Consider the following 15,697-nt stretch of genomic DNA (forward strand, 5'->3'; position numbering starts at 1 on the left):
TGTTATACCCCTGAAACTCACGGGTATGAATCACGCAGGCGGGATGACGGCAACCAAATTAATAGGTCCAGAACCTAGCATCTTTTACGGTTGTGTTTAACCACTTGGCACCGTGTCGACCTAAATAAGGATATACTTCCAGATGCTTTAGTGTTGCTATTTGAAGGATAGACAGTTCGGTTGTATCCCAATTTCTTAGCATGTCGGACACCTCATCCAGGTGTTCTTTGACTGGCTGGGTTGCGTTTCCTTGACGGGCATTGTTCGTCAAGTTTGACCGCAACGTGTTCATCTCACTGTTTGTTTCAGAGTGAAAGCCTGTCATCCATTCCGAAAGGCGCACTACTTCTCTCGCGTCCACCGTCTAAATCCTTCCGTATCTCAATAATCTTTAGGTAGAATCAATGACAGACGGTGCGACGGTATCGGCAGCAATGCAACCTAGTGCACCTGCTATCACAAGAGTGCCTAGGATTCGGGTGCCAAGGGATCTTGCCGATTGAAAGAGAGACCTTAACTCACAGTTTCACCATACGTTCGTGTTGTGTTTTTGTAAGTATGATCTGTTAAGATGCTGAAATTGTTGGAAGTTGATGGAATTCAAAATCCTTTGCTGAGGTTTGGCACGCCGGAGCTGGCGGCTCGTTCCCACAGTCTGGCGCTTAAACACTGATATCGGAATAATTTTGGAATACGAAACTAGCGGAACATTTCGGGCCGCCCTAAAAATACGACAAGCAACCACAGATATTCCGCTAGTTAGGCTCGTTGTTACAACTAGCATCGTGGTTTTTTACCAGACACCTTCGTATGCATCTTTCACAAGCATAGCCCCGGACCTCACTGACCAGCCAAGCAGCAGGCTCGAAGTAGCTCCTAAGACGGGATTGACAAAAGTTGATCCCGCAGTCGCACCGGCATTAAACGAAATCACGGCCACGCCTTTTGTTGCTTGAACAGTTCTTTCAATCCGCGTCCGCCCCGCTTGGCTTTCCATCGCAAGTCGTCGATCTTTTTTCGCATCACACGCGAGCCTACCAGTGTATTCGATTTGTCGACCAAGTGTCTGGACATCAGACAATGCTCGAAAATCCTGCCGAAGCGCCTTCTGAACACTTCGAACAGAACGACCTAAGTCCTTGGTTGCCTGATCATAAACACCAGCATCTAGGGCTATCTTACGTTCAGCGCGTTCAAATTCGTCCAGCATATCAGCCATCGCTACTGTATCTGGTGTCGGCTTGAGAAGTGCGCTTTGCAGATCGCTCGGGAACGACGGGTCCTTCTGAAGGTCTGTCATAGCCTTGCAGATCAAGCTTAATGTCTCCGAAATCTGATTATCGTCATATGCTGTACCAGGTGCCGGTCTAAGCTCGAACAGCTTGTTTGTTACATTTGCCCAATACTTCTCGTTAGTTAGAATACCCATGATGTAAATCCTTTCATTGCCACTTTAGTCAATTCAGGTGCCGTCTCTAAAAATCCGAAAAAACCACAGCTGAAAGAAGGCTGAGGCTCAGGTTCGTCACAGTACGTCCTCACTCTCGACCAACCCGATGATCCGATGAATTCGAGTATAATACGTCGAAGCGAAGCATTTGTCCGAATCTTAAGTGTTGAGATGAGTTCTGCCGCCTCTTTCGTTGTGCAGATCTTGCTGTGTTCATCCCCGATGTAGGTGTTTCCCATGTTCGATCATTGTTCACGTTTTGTCGCGGGAAAATTTGAGGCTAAGGCATTGAAAGACCCCAAATCGCGCCAGCCTTGAAAACCGTTGAACGTGAGAGCGTTCCCAGGGTTCGAATCCCTGTCTCCCCGCCACCAAAGCCCGTCTTACTTCAATTGTGGTTTCTGCCTCGGACTTGCGCCGCAATTCCCGCTGGTTGCTTTGCCTGTTCCAGGGCAAAGACCGTTCGCGTCACACTCCACAAGTGTAATTCGAGCCAAAGTCTCAGTGCCTTGTTTTGGCGGGTTTGCTTCGAGGAGTTTTCCCTGATATCCGGCAATTCACAGGGAAAGATCGGAAATAGCTCAAAGTTGTTGAGTATGGAGCGTGAGTAGTTGATGATTTTCAACCACTTGGACGCGGCCTATCTCGAAGCCTAAGTCTACGATTGTTACTTGACTGTTACGGCCTGCAATACCTGATCGCGGATTAGATCCCTCTTTGCTCCTTTGATCATGACTTCTCCGCGTCGCAGCACGACAAGCCTGTCAGCAAGGTCATAGGCAAAATCGAAGTACTGCTCCACCAAGACGATTGCCATCCCCCTGGTAGTTCTGAGGTGCCGAATGGCTTCACCAATTTGCTGGATTATATTCGGTTGAATACCTTCAGTAGGCTCGTCCAGAAGCAATAGTCTAGGTTTTGTTATCAAAGCGCGCGCAATCGCCAGTTGTTGTTGCTGACCACCTGAAAGGTCGCCTCCGCGCCGGTTCTGCATTTGTTTGAGCACCGGGAACAGATCGAAAATCTCGTCCGGAATGAAATGTTCGCTGCTGGGAAGGCAAGAGAATCCCGCTTCAAGGTTTTCACGAACGGTGAGCAATTGGAAAATCTCGCGACCCTGGGGGACATAGGCCACACCTTTCCAAGCCATACGATGGGCGGGCAAGATCGGCAGTGGATCTCCGTCTAGCTCCACTTCACCACCCGAGCGCGGATGCGTGCCCGAGATTGCCTTAAGCAGGCTGGTTTTCCCTACGCCATTGGCCCCCATCACGCAGGTCACTTCGCCTTGCATGGCCTCCATTGAGATGCCGTTAAGGATTCGGGAGTGCCCGTAGTGCAAAGTCAGATCTGTTAGTGTCAGCATCGTCTAGCGTCCCAGATAGACATCAATAACGTCCTGATTCGATGTCACGTGATCAAGGCTGCCCTCTGCCAGAACCGACCCCTCGTGCAGCACAGTGACCTTGCAGTTCAGGCGGCGGACGAACTCCATGTCATGTTCAACAACGACCACCGCACGGGTCTTGGCGGCCTGCACCAGGAGCTCGGTCGTGTGTTCTCGTTCGTGCGGGGTCATCCCAGCGGCGGGTTCGTCCACCAGCAACAGGCGCGGTTCCTGTGCCAGTAGCATCCCGATTTCCAGCCATTGCTTTTGTCCGTGGCTCAGCTCGCCTGACTTGCGGGGCAGTTCGTCTTTTAGGCCGATCTCAAAAGCCAGCTGTTCGACCCCGCCTAAATCCGCAGGCGAGGGGCGATAAAACAAAACGCCAAACCACCCGCGCTTGTTCTTCAAGGCCATCAGCAGGTTTTCCTGAACGGTCTGATCCTCGAACACCGTGGGTTTCTGGAACTTCCGCCCGATCCCCATCTGCGCGATCTTGGCCTCGCTCATACGCAGCAGGGATACGGATTTTTCGCCCCAGATGACCCGGCCTTCATTGGGTCGGGTTTTGCCAGTGACAATATCCATGAACGTTGTTTTGCCTGCACCGTTTGGTCCGATCACGGCGCGCAGTTCGGCATTGCCGATCTGGAACGACAGGTTGTTGATGGCGCGAAACCCGTCAAAGGTAACCGAGACGCCGCTGACTTCTAACAAAGTGCTCACTCGGTGGCCTCCTTTTCGCGAAGAGCCCCGTCATCCGGGCCAAGGTTAGCGCCATGACGATCCAACGGGCGACGATTGGCCAGCAGATCGAACAGCCCACCGATACCTTGCGGGGCGAACAGCGTGACCAGAACGAAGGACACGCCCAGCAGAACCTGCCACCAATCGACCCATTTGATCGTGTAAACGCCCAAAGGGATATCCGGAGCCTGCCCACCGGTGAACCACGTGCTAAGAAGGCTGACAAACGCCGCGCCGATGACCGCGCCATACAGACGGCCGCGTCCGCCAATGGCAACCCAAACAGCCAAATAGATCGAGGCGATCGGGGCCATTTCTTCGGGGTTGATGATGCCTGCCTGCGGGTAATATAGCGCACCCGCGATGGCTGCGATGCAGGCGGTTAGGGTAAAGACGGCGAGTTTATAGGCTTCGACTGAATAGCCAAGGAAGCGCACACGGGCTTCGTTGTCGCGGATACCGCGTATAACTGAACCGAACTTGCCAGAGACAACCCATGCGGCCAGCATGTATCCAAGACCGAGCGCCAGCGCAGACGCCCAGAGGAACCAGATCGACACCACGTCCTGCGAAGCGGTGACGCCGGGCAAGTTCTGCAAGCCCGACAGCCCGTTGTTTCCGCGCAATCCGCTGTCATTCTGGAACAGATACAACGCCAGAGCCAGTGTCATCGCTTGGGTTAGGATCGACAGGTATACGCCGGTGACCCGGCTACGGAACGCCAACCAACCAAAAACCAGCGCCAACAGACCTGGAATCAGCACCACCAGAGCCAGTTGCAAAAACAGGCTGTCTGAGAACGCCCAGATCAGCGGGAATTCAGATGATCCAACGACACCGAAAATCTGGTTGCCGATGGCATCTGCGATCTCGGATGGGGTGGGCGGGATTTCGGTTTGCGATAGGGACTCGACGACGATGAGGCGTGTGCGCTCATACATCAGCCACATACCTATCATATAGCCGCCTAACCCGAAGAACGCGAAGTGGCCCAGTGAGAGGATGCCGGTGAAACCCCAGACCAAATCCATCGCCACTGCGATCAGACACAGGCACAGGGTCTTGCCCAGCGTCTTGACGAAACTGGTCGAGATCACGCCGATCCCGAACCCTTCCGACAGGACGGTCACACCCAAAGTGAACAGCGACAGGATGGCCAGAAAGACCAGCACCGATGGGTTCTTGGCAACAAAACTACGTTCCATGGCTCAATCCCCCGCTGCGCGGCCTTTTAGGGCGACGATGCCCCTCGGCCGGAACTGGATGAAAATGATGATGAAAACGATCATGTAGGTTTGCGCCGCGAGGGTGTTCGACGGGTTCATCCACTCGATCCCTTTCTGCAGGAAGCCGATCATCCCGGCGCCTGCCAGTGCCCCCCAGATGTTGCCGACACCGCCAACGACCACGGTCATGAAGCTTTGGACGATGTAATCGCTGCCCAGATCCGAGGTCACTTTAGCGAACAGGCCAATCGCAACGCCGGCAATCCCGGCGATGCCCGAGCCCAGCCCGAAAGTCAGCATGTTCACCCGGCCCGGATTGATCCCGATCGACCCGGCCATACGCGGGTTTTGCGTCACAGCGCGCATCTCAAGCCCAAGCCGCGTGCGTTTCATAATGTAGAGGAACAGACCCAGAAAGATCAGCGCCAGAACGAAGATCGCGATGCGGATATAGCTGATCGAGACTACATCGTTCAACACCCATGCCCCGTCCAGCCAACCGGGCGCGGTCAGTGGTCGAGCCTGCGTGCCAAAGATATTCTTGGCAAGCTGCTGCAGGGCAATTGAGATGCCGAAGGTGGCCAACAGCGTTTCCAGCGGGCGGGCATAGAGCCAGCGGATCACCAACCGCTCCATTGCGACCCCCATGGCAAATGTCACGGCAAAGGCCATGGGGATGGCGACAATGATAGAGAGCGTATGATCGGGGATGAACTGCTGAACGACGTAGCCCGTATAGGCACCCATCATGATGAATTCGCCATGGGCCATGTTGATCACACCCATCACGCCGAAAGTTATGGCCAAGCCAATTGCGGCCAGGAAATAGATCGACGCCAGCGAGATCGCATCCAGCATCAGGTCGAGTGACTGGTTCAGGCCAACCTTAAGTTCGATCTGTTCCAGCGCCTTTTCGGCGGCGGCGGTCACTTCCGGAGACGCTTCGGCATAGGTTTCAAAGAACACATGCGCACCCAGTGCCGCGTCGATATCGGCCTCCGTTACCAAAGCAGGGACGATTCCGGCTTCGGCCAGAGTGGCGTACGCCCGCGCGCGCGCGGTAGTAGTGTTCAGTTGCGCGACCGGGACGCCACCCACGCGGCCACCGTCGATATACCCAGCCAAAGCTGTGCGGATGTTGTCCGGAGACACAGGCGGCGCTGCCAGATCGCTGGCGACCAACAGGTCATACGCTTCGTCCCGCGACAATGAGTCTGATCCGGGTTCCAGAATGACGGCGACATTAACATTCAACGGAAGGTCCGCAGCAGCCTTTCGTGAGGTAACGACCAACGGGTTCAACGCTGCGCGAACGTCGACGCTCAAATCGTCCGACATGTCTTCAATTGCAGCCACGCGGGCCGCCGTGTCTGTGTCATACCCAATAGTCAGCAGCCGTTCGAGCCGCTGCTTCCGCGCCCTCAAATCCGCATCGGCTTCGTCCTCGATCGAGGCGCGCAGAGGTTCGAGCAGAGCGCCTTCGGGGTCACGTTGAATGGATTGCAGAGCGGCCAGGCGCTTCTTTCGATCCGGGTCGGTCAGTTGGAACTGTACCAGAGCAGTCCCGATCATAGCACGTACGCCGCTGTTGGGTTTCAATTGTTTTATATCGGATTTTTTAATGGTACCGACGACCTTGCCCGTGTCGAAATCAGTTAGCACATAGGACTGCCCCTCGGCCTGTTCAGCAGAAAAGAACAGCCCGTCGGACTTGCGCATCCACATATCCCTGGCGCCCCAAGTCTCGAGCATCACTTGTGCCTGCGGCAACCCGCTGGCCGCGATTGCGTCAATGGCGGGCTTGATGGTCTTGCGTGAGCTTTTGGCGATGGTTTCCTGATGCTCTTGCAGGATCGGCTGCAGACCAACCTCTTGAGCGTTGGCGGTCAGGCAGGCACACAGGATTGCGAGGCCCGCAAGGAAAAGTCGTAACATGTGGTGAAACCCGAGTATCTTGAGGCAAGGCGGGCGATCGCGCCCGCCTTGCAGGATCGTTTAGTAGTTCGACAGGGTCTGAACGCAGGTCTCGGTCTCGGTGTTGTACATCCCACAGCCCAGATCTTTCCAATCCGATACCAGAACCGCCGATTCCGGCAGGAAGTCGGTCCAGGCGTCGCCTGGAACAACGTCCGTTTCGCTGATGATGTCGAACTGGCCGTCTTCCTGAATCTCACCGATCAATACCGGCTTGGCCAGGTGGTGGTTCGGCAGCATCACTGCAGTACCACCGGTCAGGTTCGGGAATTCCTGCCCGTACATGGCGGTGCGTACTGCGTCGACATCGGTCGAACCGGCCGTGGTCGCGGCGTTCACCCACATGTTGAAGCCAATATAGTGTGCTTCCATCGGGTCATTGGTCACGCGCTCATCGCCCATGGCGGTTTTCCATGTTTCGATGAATTCAGCATTGGCATCGGTGTCTGCCGACTGGAAGTAGTTCCAGGCCGCCAGATGGCCGACAAGGTTCGTGGTGTCGAGGCCTGACAGCTCTTCTTCACCGACCGAGAAAGCCACGACAGGGATGTCATCCGCCGACACACCGGCCGCTGCCAGTTCTTTGTAGAAGCCGATATTTGCATCGCCGTTGATGGTCGAGATCACGCCAACCTTCTTGCCGTCGGCGCCGAGTGCGACGACGTCAGACACGATCTTGGACCAATCGGAATGGCCGAAGGGCGTGTAATTGACGAATATGTCCTCATCCGAAATACCCTTTTGCTTCAGATAGCTTTCAAGGATGTTGTTGGTTGTGCGGGGATAGACGTAGTCGGTTCCCAGCAGTGCGAATTTCTCTACTCCCAGTTCGTCCAGAAAATAGTCGGTGGCCGGGATGGCTTGCTGGTTCGGTGCGGCCCCAGTGTAGAAAACGTTTTTCGAAGACTCTTCGCCCTCGTACTGAACCGGATAGAACAGTAGGCCGTTCAGTTCTTCGATCACCGGCAGAACCGATTTGCGGCTCACCGAGGTCCAATTGCCGAAGATCACATCCACCTCATGTACGGTCAGCAGCTCACGCGCTTTCTCTGCAAAGAGGGGCCAGTCCGAGGCAGGATCGACCACAACGGCCTCAAGCTGCTTGCCCAACAGGCCACCCTTGGCGTTTTGCTGGTCGATCAGCATCAGCATGGTGTCTTTCAGCGTGGTTTCCGAGATTGCCATCGTGCCTGACAGCGAATGCAGCACTCCAACCTTTATCGTGTCTTCGGCCGATAGCGCGGTGGTGGCCATGGTCGCAAATACAACCGATCCGGCGAGCGTGGATTTGAGAGATTTCATGTAATCCTCCTGGCGGGTTCACAGCAAGAGGACTTGCACAACTGTGCTGTCTTCTTCTACCTGATCCCCGCAACTGTTGTTGCGTTCCGTGTGGCGGTTGTGTCCGATGTCCAATTCGCGCAGCCGTCACACACCCCTGGAGTTTTCCCCACTGTGGGCACCCATACGGTTTCTGCATCGCAGCAAAGTAAGCAACCAGCCTGAGCTGCATTTCGGGAAAACGGCAGTATCTGCTTAATTTTTAATCTACCGCGCAGGCTCGTGGTTAAAAATTGATCGCACGAGTTGGTTTTTGCCTACATTATGTCCCGCGCAGTAGCGTTCCGAGGCGCCAGCGGAGAAACAAGTGGCACGAATTAGGTTCCGCGGGTGCCCCATTACTCAATTTGCCTCCATATTGCCTCAGCAAGGTGCGAACCCGCCGCGTGCGAAGGGTGTCGTCAACCTGAGCACAAAAAAACTGGGCGAAAACTCGGTTTTGGACACGCTTCTCCAGTCGGGGTCTTCTAAGTGCCTGTTTCCCCGCGCATCGGCACAGGGGCTTGATGCAGTTCTGCTTAACACAGCCGGAGGCGTAACTGGCGGTGACTCATTCCGCTTCACCGCCAACGCTGCTGAGGGCACTACGCTGACCCTGACAACGCAGGCTTGCGAGCGCGCCTATAAAGCGCAGCCGGGGCCATACGCACAGATATCCAACCACCTGACTGTCAGCTCGGGTGCGCGATTGAACTGGCTGCCTCAAGAGACCATTCTGTTCAACGGCAGCGCGTTGGACCGTCGACTGCAGATCGAGATGGATCCGGATGCGACCATGCTATTGGTCGAGCCATTGGTTTTTGGCCGCGCGGCCATGGGAGAGACATTGACCGACATCCGTCTTCGCGACCGGATCGAGATATTGCGCGATGGAGCGCCTGCTTTCCTGGACGCTATGCGGTTCTCCGGTGATCTGCAGGCGCATCTTTGCAGACCGCATATTGCCAACGGTGCCGGCGCGATGGCGCTGGTAGTCTTTGCCTCGGCTACGGCCGAGGGCCAGTTGGACCCCGTTCGACATCTGCTGCCAGACACTGCTGGGGCGAGCCTCATCCAAAACGATATGCTGGTAATCCGAATGCTGGCGAAAACCAGCTTCGCGCTTCGCCGTGCGCTGATGCCGGTTCTGCGAAGACTGAACAACGACACCCTCCCACGATGCTGGATGCTCTGACATGAACCTGACACCCCGAGAAAAAGACAAACTGATGGTGGCGATGGCCGCCGAAGTCGCCCGAAAGCGTTTGGTGCGCGGCGTCAAGCTGAACCACCCCGAGGCGATAGCGCTGATAACTGACGCGGTGGTCGAAGGTGCGCGTGACGGGCGTTCGGTTGCTGACCTGATGCAGGCCGGGGCCCAGGTCATCACCCGTAGCCACTGCATGGAAGGCGTGCCCGAGATGATTCACGAGGTTCAGGTCGAAGCCACTTTTCGGGATGGGACCAAGCTGGTCACCGTCCACAACCCCATTCGCTAAATATAGAGGAAAATCCCATGCACCGCATGCTGTTCCCCGCTCTTGTTTTGTCCGGTCCGGCCATGGCCCATACGGATACTCATCTTCACGCCCATGGCGCAGACTATGCCACGTTGGGCGTCGGTCTGGCCTTGATTGCCGTTGTTGCGATCACGCTGTTATGGATGCTGCCGAAATGATCCCCGGCGAGCTTTTCCCGGCCGAAGGTGAAATCACACTGAATTCCGGTTTGACGGCGATTACATTGATGGTCGCAAACACCGGAGATCGCCCCGTACAGGTTGGCTCGCACTATCATTTTGCCGAGACCAATCCTGCGCTCGATTTTGATCGCAAAGAAGCCCATGGCCTGCGGTTAGACATCGCGCCTGGCACTGCGGTTCGGTTCGAACCTGGGCAAGCCCGTGAAGTTTCACTGATCCCCATCGGCGGGGCACGAAAAGTCTATGGGTTCAATCAAAAGGTCATGGGGTCGCTCTGATGCCGACGCAAATCAAACGCGCGGATTATGCCGCCATGTTCGGCCCCACCATCGGAGACAAGCTGCGACTAGCGGATACTGATCTGGTGATCGAAGTTGAACGTGACCTGACAGCCGAGCGTGCGGGGGGCGCCGCAACCGGTGGAACCGGCGATAATGCATTGCTCTATGGCGAAGAGGTCAAGTTCGGCGGCGGAAAGGTGATCCGCGACGGAATGGGTCAGTCTCAGCTCACACGCGCCGACGGGGCAGTGGATACGGTCATCACCAACGCGGTAATTGTAGATCACTCAGGTATCTACAAGGCGGATGTGGGTCTGAAAGACGGGCGCATCGCTAAAATCGGTAAGGCCGGAAATCCCGATACGCAGCCGGGTGTGGACATCATAATTGGGCCAGGCACCGAAGCCATCGCGGGCGAAGGGCGTATCCTGACCGCCGGTGGCTTCGACAGTCATATTCACTTCATCTGCCCTCAACAGATTGAGGACGCGCTGCATTCCGGCCTAACCACCATGCTTGGCGGTGGCACCGGCCCGGCCCATGGAACATTGGCGACAACCTGCACCCCCGGCCCTTGGCATATCGGGCGAATGTTGCAGGCGGCTGATGCCTTTCCGATGAACCTGGCTTTTGCAGGCAAAGGCAATGCTTCCCTGCCCGCTGCGTTAGAAGAACAGGTCAAAGCTGGGGCCTGCGCCCTGAAACTGCACGAAGACTGGGGCACAACACCTGCCGCCATCGATTGCTGCCTGTCCGTGGCGGATGCAATGGACGTGCAGGTGATGATCCACACTGACACTTTGAACGAGTCCGGGTTCGTGGAAAACACCGTTGCCGCCATGAAGGGCCGTACGATCCACGCCTTCCACACCGAAGGTGCGGGCGGAGGACACGCCCCTGACATCATCAAGATCTGCGGCGAAAACCACGTTCTACCCTCGTCCACCAACCCGACACGGCCTTTCACAGTGAACACGTTGGAAGAGCATCTGGATATGCTGATGGTCTGCCATCACCTCGACAAATCCATCCCCGAAGACGTGGCCTTTGCTGAAAGCCGCATTCGGCGCGAGACCATCGCGGCCGAAGACATCCTGCATGACATGGGTGCGTTCAGCATCATCGCCTCGGACAGTCAGGCGATGGGTCGCGTCGGGGAGGTCCTGATCCGGACGTGGCAAACCGCCGACAAGATGAAGAAACAGCGGGGCCGCCTAGCTGAGGAAACCGGCCAGAACGACAACCTACGCGTCCGGCGCTATATCGCCAAATACACGATCAACCCGGCCATCGCACATGGTCTCAGCCATCAAATCGGCAGCATAGAAGAAGGCAAACGTGCCGATTTGGTCCTTTGGAACCCTGCTTTCTTTGGTGTGAAGCCCGAGATGGTTCTGCTGGGCGGCACCATTGCCTGCGCGCAGATGGGGGACCCCAATGCCTCAATCCCCACACCACAGCCAGTTTATAGCCGACCGATGTTTGGCGCCTACGGCCGCTCGGTCGAAAATTCGGCGATCACATTCGTCTCTGCGGCCGCCCAAGCAGAGGGGATCGGAGATACACTAGGGCTAGCTAAGCAAACTGTGGCCGTGCAGAACACCCGCAACATCGGCAAGCGTGACCTGCTGCTGAACGATGCAACACCCAATATCGAGGTTGACCCAGAAACCTACGAGGTCCGCGCAGATGGTGAATTGCTGACCTGCCAACCGGCCGAGGTTCTGCCGATGGCGCAGCGATACTTTATGTTTTGACCAAGATTTTGCTGCGTTGCTGCGCAAGCAACCGAACCATTAGCAAACACGCACTACTCAGCGAGGCAGAAATGACAAAAATTAGAGCCCATGGGAGGATCAACGTTTACGAAGGTCCAACTGGCACATTCTACAACACGCACACGCTTTTCGCTGCCCAGTCTGATTACGTCAACCTACCCGGCTCTGAGCAGCGTGACCGAAGCTCAATCGCGTGTTCTGCAAGTCGACTTCCTGTAATCGCTCAGCGACGAAGAGCTGAAAAAAAGGGGTCTGATGCGCGATCGAATCGTTCATCGCGTGCTTGCCGACTTAATCTGGCGCTAACCAATCCTGTTACAGTGAGGGCGATCGCATGACCGTCATTCTCTGTACCGCGCGCCAGTACTTGGAACATACGCACAGCAAGCCAGCAGATTGCCTGTCGCTGACCTATGATGACCGTTTTTTGCGCCGCAAGGTTCTGACCTGCGAGAGCGGTGAACAAATACTTATCGACCTGGCGCAAACGACCTCTTTGAACCACGGCGGCGTTTTGGTTCTTGATGACGGTCGCGAGGTGGAAATACAGGCTGCACCCGAAGCGCTTCTGCAGGTAACAGCCCCTGACCTGACGCGCATCGCGTGGCATATTGGCAATCGCCACACGCCTTGCCAGATCGAGAAGGATCGGCTGTTGATCCAAGTCGATCACGTTATCAGAGACATGCTTCTGAAAATTGGTGCCTCAATTCGAGAAGTACACGAACCGTTCACCCCAGAAGGCGGGGCCTATGGGCACGGCAGGACTCATGGGCATGCACACTGATGCCGATATCCTGACGCTGTGCCAATGGTTATCTCCGTCCTATCCCGTCGGGGCGTTTGCGTATTCGCATGGGCTGGCGGCAGCGATAGAAGAGGGAACGGTCACAGGTCCGCAGGACACCGAGGCCTGGATTTCGGATGTGCTGGAACACGGCTCAGGGCTGAATGACGCTTTGTTCGCTGTGGCGGCCTACAACGCGCAGGATATCGATGAATTGGTCGGCATCGATGCAACCTCACGCGCCTTTTGCGCGTCATCGGAAAGGTTGAAGGAAGCGCAGTTGCTCGGACAGGCGTTCGCGACTGTCACAGGAGACACTTGGGAGTTGGACCTCAAGCAGTTCACTTACCCGGTCTCTGTCGGCCATGCTGCACGATTGCAGAACCTTCCCGTTTTGTTGATGACAAAGATGTTTCTGCAAGCATTCGCAAGCAACCTTGTCGCATGTGCAACGCGCCTTGTGCCTTTGGGTCAGACTGATGCCCAAAGATTGATCCGAAATCTGACGCCGCTGTGTGCTCACATCGCCGACGGGGCGCAACAGGGTGGCTTGGATGACGTTAGCTCAACGGCGTTCTTGGCAGACGTCGCGTCCATGAAACACGAAACACAATACTCAAGGATATTCCGAACATGAGCAATATGAACGGTCCCCTTCGCGTGGGCATCGGTGGCCCGGTTGGAGCAGGAAAAACCACTCTGACCGCGGCCATGTCCGAAGTCCTGCGCGATGCGTGTTCGGTCGGTGTCATCACCAACGACATCTATACCCAAGAAGACGCCGAAGCGTTGATGCGGATGCAGATCCTGCCTCAGGACCGGATTATCGGTGTTGAAACTGGAGGCTGCCCGCACACCGCGATCCGCGAGGATGCGTCGATCAATTTGGCAGCCGTGGCCGAGATGCAAGCGCGCCATCCTGATCTGGATGTTGTTTTGATCGAAAGCGGTGGAGACAACCTATCGGCCACTTTCAGCCCTGAATTGGCAGATGTGACGCTGTATGTGATTGATGTTGCAGCAGGAGAGGAGATCCCCCGCAAGGGTGGCCCGGCTATTACCAAATCAGATATTCTGGTTATCAACAAAACCGACCTGGCACCACATGTTGGCGCTTCGTTAGAAGTTATGGACCGAGACGCGCTAAGAATGCGCAACGGACGACCCCATCTATTCACGTCGCTTCGCTACAGGAAAGGGATCGACGCGGTAGTGGATCTTCTGCTGCAAGTGGGAGGTTTAAGGATCCCGGAAGAGAAAGCCTCTGCGCGGCACATCCCCTCTAGGCGGCAAGTAAAACTATAGGCATCAAGGAATGAATTCGAGGGTTAGTTAGAGCAACGACCGGTATCTTGGTTCGCGCCGACCTGCAGAATCTTCGTTTGTAGATGATGAACTGGTTTTGCCGGAAGAACTTGGCTTGAGGCGCGCAGGTGGCTTTCGTAGCCTTGGTTCATGAATAGTCGGTTGCCATTCAGGGACTTCAAAACCAGTTCAGAGATCATTCGTTTGTAGGACGGTACGTCTCGCAAGATGAACAGATCTGTGAGGGCATTGATGACCTCGGTTGACTTCAGCTTCCGCTTCACCCGGATCGCAAGGCATCCCAGGCTGTGTTTATTCAGTATGTTTAATGTCCGGAACGCTCTGCCATCGTTTGTGCGAAGATGGACCGAGCCATGCGACCTGACGTGGTCGCGGGACCCTGGCAGCAGCTGCACACATGACCCGTCGTTTTGCCAGAGCTTCCTGCTCTTGGGTTGCTTCGTTGACATTTTGAGCCCCGCTCTTTTTCCGATGCCGAGTTATGCTGGCTAACCGAAACCAATGAATCTTTACGCCAATCCATTACATGGGTATTTAGGTCAGAGTGTTTTGGGGGGTGGATCAAAGTGGGCTGCTAGGTCGAAAACGTCGACTTACGCGACCCCATGTTCCAGGATTCGGGGTCTTTGCGATCAAGCCAGCAAGTGACCTGATTGTCCCAAACGCAATTCACCAGGTTTAACCACCTCAACGTAAACGCCCATATCTGTGTGACCCAAGTGCTTCCGCAATAGGTAAGGGAGTTTGAGGTCGCGCTCGGCCGTTTCCGGGTTAACCTCGGTCGCGGCGCATCTTTTGGTGCGCTGCAGAAGTCGTAGCTCAACGTCCCCAAATACCAATGTGGATCCGATGGCATCCAACTCAGCGAAAGGTGGCAGGCCATCTATTTCGATATTGGCGCGAAACCTAGCGGGGTGGACATTTTCACTCAGATGGCGGCTCAGCGCCTGAACCGAAGCGAGGTTCAGCACGGATATTGCATTCATCATGACAGGTGAGACGACGGAAACATCGGTGAACCGGTGCGGTTCGGACGACACAAATACAGGCGGTTCAGGATCAGCCAGGGCGAGTTCCCTATGCAGGAAAGCGGCCGCGTCCTTGCGCCCTTGTGATGTCCGCATATTGAACCAGAAAAACTCACTGTTGCGCGAGACTTCAAGGATTTGGCTGTCAGCAGAGAACCGTGTCTGCAGGCTCGCCAACTCGGCCTCTTTCAATAGAACCACAAACCGGTCCTTGGGCAAGGGTTGTGGGTCGCTTGGATCGAAACCCGAATTATACCGTGCAAAGCCGAAAAGGCGGTCGCCGGGGATGCCCTCGGCTGGGCGCAGGGCGACTGAAGTCATTGGCTCTGCGCTTAGTCCCTTGACTGGAAATCTGTTCAACCGGGAGATCGAAAGAGTGGTCATGAAATCGCGCCTTACGCAATAGTTCAAATGCCGTTTGCTCAGAATGGTGCGGCGTTCGCTTGAGCAATACCAGAGTTAATTTGGATGTCGTTGGCGGTTACCGCCAACGTGAGGAACATAGTTGGGCTTTGTTCGGGATTTCAAATCACAGATATTGCTATGGGCCGGCGTGCAGATTCTGGTTCTTTTAGAAAGTAAATAAAAACAAATAATTAGCAATACATCAGACGGTCGATGGCGGCGCGATGAGGTACGAACCTCAAAAATATCTGGACTTGAGGTGCGTACCTCAAATAGCCTTGGAAACATG

General features: G+C 55.4%; 15 protein-coding genes and 1 pseudogene. 8 read left to right on the forward strand and 8 right to left on the reverse strand.

Annotated elements, in window-relative coordinates; translation table 11 throughout:
* Nucleotides 1-793: 793 nt before the first annotated feature.
* The 6 genes from Q1B13_RS04965 to urtA form a co-directional block, all read right to left on the reverse strand.
* A complete protein-coding gene (locus Q1B13_RS04965) occupies nt 794-1,429 on the reverse strand; it encodes a hypothetical protein (protein WP_299077925.1) in 636 nt (211 codons plus the stop codon).
* A 688-nt stretch (nt 1,430-2,117) separates the two neighbouring features.
* Nucleotides 2,118-2,816, reverse strand: coding sequence for an urea ABC transporter ATP-binding subunit UrtE (gene urtE / locus Q1B13_RS04970; protein ID WP_299077928.1), 699 nt, complete (start codon nt 2,814-2,816; stop codon nt 2,118-2,120).
* Nucleotides 2,817-2,819: 3 nt separating this feature from the next.
* Complete coding sequence (urtD, locus tag Q1B13_RS04975; protein WP_299077931.1) at nt 2,820-3,560, reverse strand: urea ABC transporter ATP-binding protein UrtD; 741 nt, start codon at nt 3,558-3,560, stop codon at nt 2,820-2,822.
* Nucleotides 3,557-4,786 carry an urea ABC transporter permease subunit UrtC gene (urtC, locus tag Q1B13_RS04980; RefSeq protein ID WP_299077934.1) on the reverse strand — a complete coding sequence of 410 codons (1,230 nt, stop codon included), beginning with the start codon at nt 4,784-4,786 and terminating at the stop codon, nt 3,557-3,559. The genes urtD and urtC overlap by 4 nt, the downstream gene beginning before the upstream one ends.
* 3 nt (nt 4,787-4,789) lie before the next feature.
* Nucleotides 4,790-6,742, reverse strand: a complete 1,953-nt coding sequence (gene urtB / locus Q1B13_RS04985; RefSeq protein WP_299077936.1) for an urea ABC transporter permease subunit UrtB — start codon at nt 6,740-6,742, stop codon at nt 4,790-4,792.
* Between the two features lie 60 nt (nt 6,743-6,802).
* Nucleotides 6,803-8,083: an urea ABC transporter substrate-binding protein gene (gene urtA, locus Q1B13_RS04990; protein WP_299077939.1), complete on the reverse strand. Its 1,281-nt coding sequence runs from the start codon at nt 8,081-8,083 to the stop codon at nt 6,803-6,805.
* A 346-nt stretch (nt 8,084-8,429) separates the two neighbouring features.
* Here urtA and Q1B13_RS04995 point away from each other — a divergent pair, with 346 nt between their 5' ends.
* The 8 genes from Q1B13_RS04995 to ureG all read left to right on the forward strand — a co-directional run bounded on the left by Q1B13_RS04995 (nt 8,430) and on the right by ureG (nt 13,954).
* The gene (locus Q1B13_RS04995) at nt 8,430-9,296 is read left to right on the forward strand and encodes an urease accessory protein UreD (RefSeq protein ID WP_299077942.1); all 867 of its coding nucleotides are present in this window, start codon (nt 8,430-8,432) and stop codon (nt 9,294-9,296) included.
* A 1-nt stretch (nt 9,297) separates the two neighbouring features.
* The gene (locus Q1B13_RS05000; RefSeq protein WP_298932890.1) at nt 9,298-9,600 is read left to right on the forward strand and encodes an urease subunit gamma; all 303 of its coding nucleotides are present in this window, start codon (nt 9,298-9,300) and stop codon (nt 9,598-9,600) included.
* 17 nt (nt 9,601-9,617) lie between these two features.
* On the forward strand, nt 9,618-9,779 hold the full coding sequence (locus tag Q1B13_RS05005; RefSeq protein WP_299077945.1) for a hypothetical protein: 162 nt from the start codon (nt 9,618-9,620) through the stop codon (nt 9,777-9,779).
* The gene (locus Q1B13_RS05010; RefSeq protein ID WP_299078795.1) at nt 9,776-10,081 is read left to right on the forward strand and encodes an urease subunit beta; all 306 of its coding nucleotides are present in this window, start codon (nt 9,776-9,778) and stop codon (nt 10,079-10,081) included. The genes Q1B13_RS05005 and Q1B13_RS05010 overlap by 4 nt, the downstream gene beginning before the upstream one ends.
* Entirely contained in the window at nt 10,081-11,841 is a 1,761-nt protein-coding gene (gene ureC, locus Q1B13_RS05015; RefSeq protein WP_299077948.1) for an urease subunit alpha, read from the forward strand. The genes Q1B13_RS05010 and ureC overlap by 1 nt, the downstream gene beginning before the upstream one ends.
* 355 nt (nt 11,842-12,196) lie before the next feature.
* Nucleotides 12,197-12,649, forward strand: a complete 453-nt coding sequence (ureE, locus tag Q1B13_RS05020; RefSeq protein ID WP_299077951.1) for an urease accessory protein UreE — start codon at nt 12,197-12,199, stop codon at nt 12,647-12,649.
* Entirely contained in the window at nt 12,639-13,286 is a 648-nt protein-coding gene (locus tag Q1B13_RS05025) for an urease accessory protein UreF (protein ID WP_299077953.1), read from the forward strand. Before ureE ends, Q1B13_RS05025 begins: the two co-directional genes overlap by 11 nt.
* The gene (gene ureG / locus Q1B13_RS05030) at nt 13,283-13,954 is read left to right on the forward strand and encodes an urease accessory protein UreG (protein ID WP_299077956.1); all 672 of its coding nucleotides are present in this window, start codon (nt 13,283-13,285) and stop codon (nt 13,952-13,954) included. The genes Q1B13_RS05025 and ureG overlap by 4 nt, the downstream gene beginning before the upstream one ends.
* A 206-nt stretch (nt 13,955-14,160) precedes the next feature.
* On the opposite strand, the pseudogene Q1B13_RS05035 reads toward ureG, so the two are convergent.
* Together Q1B13_RS05035 and Q1B13_RS05040 are read right to left on the reverse strand one after the other, a co-directional pair.
* A pseudogene (locus Q1B13_RS05035) lies at nt 14,161-14,442 on the reverse strand (IS3 family transposase); the annotation flags it as partial.
* Nucleotides 14,443-14,607: 165 nt separating this feature from the next.
* Nucleotides 14,608-15,324 carry an MOSC domain-containing protein gene (locus Q1B13_RS05040; protein ID WP_366870884.1) on the reverse strand — a complete coding sequence of 239 codons (717 nt, stop codon included), beginning with the start codon at nt 15,322-15,324 and terminating at the stop codon, nt 14,608-14,610.
* Between the last annotated feature and the right edge of the window lie 373 nt (nt 15,325-15,697).

Origin of the sequence: uncultured Ruegeria sp., assembly GCF_947489545.1 — a bacterium.
Classification (GTDB): domain Bacteria; phylum Pseudomonadota; class Alphaproteobacteria; order Rhodobacterales; family Rhodobacteraceae; genus Ruegeria.

Coding starts and splice junctions, on each gene's coding strand:
- Q1B13_RS05025 (WP_299077953.1), top strand. CDS start 12,639: ATGCACACTGATGCCGATATCCTGACGCTGTGCCAATGGTTATCTCCG.
- Q1B13_RS04965 (WP_299077925.1), bottom strand. CDS start 1,429: ATGGGTATTCTAACTAACGAGAAGTATTGGGCAAATGTAACAAACAAG.
- ureG (WP_299077956.1), top strand. CDS start 13,283: ATGAGCAATATGAACGGTCCCCTTCGCGTGGGCATCGGTGGCCCGGTT.
- urtB (WP_299077936.1), bottom strand. CDS start 6,742: ATGTTACGACTTTTCCTTGCGGGCCTCGCAATCCTGTGTGCCTGCCTG.
- urtC (WP_299077934.1), bottom strand. CDS start 4,786: ATGGAACGTAGTTTTGTTGCCAAGAACCCATCGGTGCTGGTCTTTCTG.
- Q1B13_RS05000 (WP_298932890.1), top strand. CDS start 9,298: ATGAACCTGACACCCCGAGAAAAAGACAAACTGATGGTGGCGATGGCC.
- ureC (WP_299077948.1), top strand. CDS start 10,081: ATGCCGACGCAAATCAAACGCGCGGATTATGCCGCCATGTTCGGCCCC.
- ureE (WP_299077951.1), top strand. CDS start 12,197: ATGACCGTCATTCTCTGTACCGCGCGCCAGTACTTGGAACATACGCAC.
- urtE (WP_299077928.1), bottom strand. CDS start 2,816: ATGCTGACACTAACAGATCTGACTTTGCACTACGGGCACTCCCGAATC.
- Q1B13_RS05010 (WP_299078795.1), top strand. CDS start 9,776: ATGATCCCCGGCGAGCTTTTCCCGGCCGAAGGTGAAATCACACTGAAT.
- urtA (WP_299077939.1), bottom strand. CDS start 8,083: ATGAAATCTCTCAAATCCACGCTCGCCGGATCGGTTGTATTTGCGACC.
- Q1B13_RS05040 (WP_366870884.1), bottom strand. CDS start 15,324: ATGACTTCAGTCGCCCTGCGCCCAGCCGAGGGCATCCCCGGCGACCGC.
- Q1B13_RS05005 (WP_299077945.1), top strand. CDS start 9,618: ATGCACCGCATGCTGTTCCCCGCTCTTGTTTTGTCCGGTCCGGCCATG.